The sequence below is a fragment of the Nonomuraea sp. NPDC049649 genome (assembly GCF_040675175.1).
GTDB lineage: Bacteria > Actinomycetota > Actinomycetes > Streptosporangiales > Streptosporangiaceae > Nonomuraea.
In genome coordinates this window covers 1-1,786 of sequence record NZ_JBFAOH010000099.1, presented here as the reverse complement: position 1 = coordinate 1,786, position 1,786 = coordinate 1, and the positions used below count along the sequence as shown (strand labels likewise).

The 1,786-nt window shown below is 62.4% G+C and carries 2 protein-coding genes; both read right to left on the bottom strand.

The genetic code is table 11. The features are described from left to right. Positions 1–818 precede the first annotated feature (818 nt). A complete protein-coding gene (locus tag AB0J42_RS37625) occupies positions 819–1,034 on the bottom strand; it encodes an ankyrin repeat domain-containing protein (protein ID WP_364303369.1) in 216 nt (71 codons plus the stop codon). A gap of 333 nt (positions 1,035–1,367) precedes the next feature. Further along, positions 1,368–1,640 (bottom strand): hypothetical protein, encoded by a 273-nt coding sequence (locus AB0J42_RS37620; RefSeq protein WP_364303367.1) that lies wholly within the window; start codon positions 1,638–1,640, stop codon positions 1,368–1,370. Positions 1,641–1,786 lie beyond the last annotated feature (146 nt).

Below are 1,786 nucleotides of genomic sequence, written 5' to 3'. Positions count from 1 at the left end.
GATCATCTGGATTCCACACACCCACATGATCACTGCGGTGGCCGTCTCACGTCTCAGCCTCGACCAGATCGAGATCTCGAAGTGCGGCTGGAGTATTAGAACGGTCTCCATACGCGCGGCAGAATGTCATGCCGCCCGGATCCCCCGATCATGGCCACCGCATTCCTTGAGGGCTTGGAGGGGAACCATGCCCACGGTGTCGTCGTTGATCAGTTGAGGGGCACTTGTTTAGAGAAGGAACCGATCCTGGATGGGCGCATGAAGGCATTGAGATTTCGCGGTTGACTTATTCGGAAGCATAGCCTTGGCTGCCGTAGGGCTGGCTGTGGTCTCCGGAGTGGTTGTTCTTTTTCGTGGGCCTGAGCAGGGCCTGCCCGACTTCGTTTGGAGCTTGCCCGAGCTCGTCTATTTGATCATCGGTGGGGTTGTTGTATTCGGGGTCTGGTGGACGGTGGACATGGCGTGGCGAGGACTCCGGACAAGAGGCAACAGCTCGCCGGAGGATCCAAGCGAAGACGCCTGATCGGAGTGGATCCCGAAAGCGGAAGATCTGAAGCGCTACGCAGGTCGGGATGGTGACTGGAGCTTACAAGGACAGCGGCCGCTGGCGTGATGCGGTCTCCCTCAGCTACGGCCCTGATGGAAGCGCGTTCGAATGGTCAGGACCAAGCGCGCGAAGGAAGCCTGCTGTCAGCAGGAGCTGTGAGAGGACGATCCGTGAGCCTATGCCCGTGATGCCGTACTGTGATCGAGTGAATCTGTAGCGTTATGCCTGGCTGGTGAGCGTGGACGTGCTGAGTTAGCCGGGTGAGTGAACGCTAGCCGTACGCGACGGACTTATCGCGCCACGGGTCCGCTCCGGCGGCGAGAAGGGCTCGGGCGTTGTCCGCGCGGCCTTCGAAGACGGCCATCCAAAGCGCGGTACGGCCTCGGTGTTCGGCGTCTACGTCGTCGACCCGTCGGGCCAACTCCGCGACCACTTCAGGAGATCCCTGCTCCGCCGCGACGTGGAGCGGCTTGTCGAAGATGCGCACGCCGGAGTTGGGATCAGCGCCCGCGGCGAGCCGGTCACGGATCAGGTCGAGGTCTGACCATCCGTCATGGCCGACGATCCACTATCCGGCGTCCTCGGTAGCCGCCATGACACTCCTTGGGTGACGCAGGGACACGTGTGTCGCTGATCATGACCGACGAGGCCGGCATTTCCGCTTCGCTCCCAGGACACCCGTCCAAACTGGCACTACGGCACCTCGCCGGAAAGCAAGGCGGTCTTCACGTCCGCGCTTCACGGAGTGGCCAGCGGTAGTCATGATCAAGCCGGACAGGAGAGCGCTGCGGATGACTCAGGCGCTCGTCGGACATGCTCATCATGAAGTGCCGTTGAGCAGGGCGGATAGCGGATGATGCTGCCGGAGGTCCTTGTAGCGGGCAGCGATGCGGCGAGCGGTGGTTACCGGGTCGTCGGCTGGGCCGAACGCGTACACCCATCGCTGGGTTCGTCGTGATTGACGGCCCGACCACCAGCGGTAGCACCGGCCATCCGTCCAGACGACCAAGCCGGCCCGCACGGACACCAGGGCAAGCCCGTAGCCCTCATGGATATCGGTGCGGATTCCGAGAGCGGCCAATTCGTCGCTCAATCGTTCAGCGGCTCGTGAGGGCGTTGTGGGTGTTTTTCCTCGTGTGTCAGCCCTGCGTTCCGCAGATGTGTAGCGAGAAAAGCACATGAATCAGGGGCGTGAGCTGGGGAAACGTGTGCGGGCACGCTGGCGCGGCGTGTCACTAG